Origin of the sequence: Streptomyces lasiicapitis (assembly GCF_014646335.1) — a bacterium.
GTDB lineage: Bacteria > Actinomycetota > Actinomycetes > Streptomycetales > Streptomycetaceae > Streptomyces > Streptomyces lasiicapitis.
The window spans coordinates 6,199-7,470 of the sequence record NZ_BMNG01000033.1; the positions used below are offsets into that span (position 1 = coordinate 6,199).

Sequence of the window (1,272 nt, forward strand, 5' to 3'; positions counted from 1 at the left end):
TCACGCGGGCCCGGCGCACCGCCGACCGTCTCACCTACTCGATCGCGGGCATGGCTTCCGTGGCGTCGCTGGTGGGCATGTGGCCGGTGACCCGCAGCGCGATCAGCGCCGCCGGGGTCCCCGACATCGCGGTGATGCCCACCACCCTGCTCTCGTTGGCGTTCATCGAGGGCGCGATCATCTGCTGCGGCATCCGCGCCCGCGCCAACATCCTGGAGCACGGCGGCCAGGGCGGCGCGGACGGCGTCATCATGTGGATCGCCGTCGCCGCGTCCTCCACCGTCTCCGCGATGGAGGCCGCCGTCACCGCCCCGGCCGGACAGTCCGTGTGGCAGACCTGCGTCGTCGTCCTCGTACGCGTCCTCGCCCCTCTGTTCGCGGGCATCCTGTGGGAGCGGGGCCTGGCCCCCGAGCGCCGCGTCCACGCCGACGACCACGACCGTCGACTGGGCCAGGTCGCGGGCCATATCTCCCGCGCCCGCCTGCGCCGCAGACGCGCCCTGGTGTGGATCTCCACGACCCGTGCCCGCCGCGCCCTGGTCGCAGCCGCCCGGCACGGCGCGTTCACCCGCCCCCAGCGGCCGCTGTCGCTCGTCGAGCACATCGGACTGCACTCCGCGGTGCCCGAACTCGTCGACCAGCAGCCGCGCGTACCGCACCACCTCTTCGACCCCGGCCACCACGACCCGGCCGCCCACCAGCTCGCGCAGAAGGTCGCCGGCGAATGGGAGCAGGCCACCGACCGCGTGCGCACGGCGCTGTTCGAGCAGCCCGCCACCGGCACGGTCAACGACGCTGAGCTCGGCGCGCAGTTCCGCCGCCAGCAGCTCGCGAAGGCCCAACCGCCCGCGCCGAGGAACAAGCGGGAACCGTCGGGAACCACGGCCGTCATGGAGGCGGGAACTGGTTCCGCAACCCCGCCCGAACCGCCTGCCGCGAACGCGGCAGAGGCCAACGCGCCCGGTGAGCCGGAACCAGCAGGAACCGCGAGCTCGCCCGATCCGGGAACCAGCTCCCCCGCAGGTCCCGAACCGGCCGAGGACGGGGTCGGAACAGGGGAGCAGAACACGGCTGCGTCGGTGGCGGCCGCCAACACCACCCGGCGGTTCCAGGTGCGCCACACCCTCCCGGAACCACCTGCCGCCAGCCCCGGAACCGACGAGGCGGTGTCCGGGCGGGAGCCGGTTCTCGCGCAGGACAGCCACGCTCCACAGTTCCCGGAACCGGCTCTGGCTCCCGAGCCCGGTACCGCCCCGGAACAGCCTCCCGGCA

1 pseudogene is annotated in these 1,272 nt (G+C 74.0%); it reads left to right on the forward strand.

The features are described 5' to 3' along the window. Positions 1 to 1,272 (forward strand): annotated as a pseudogene (locus IEY91_RS41095) (hypothetical protein); the annotation flags it as partial.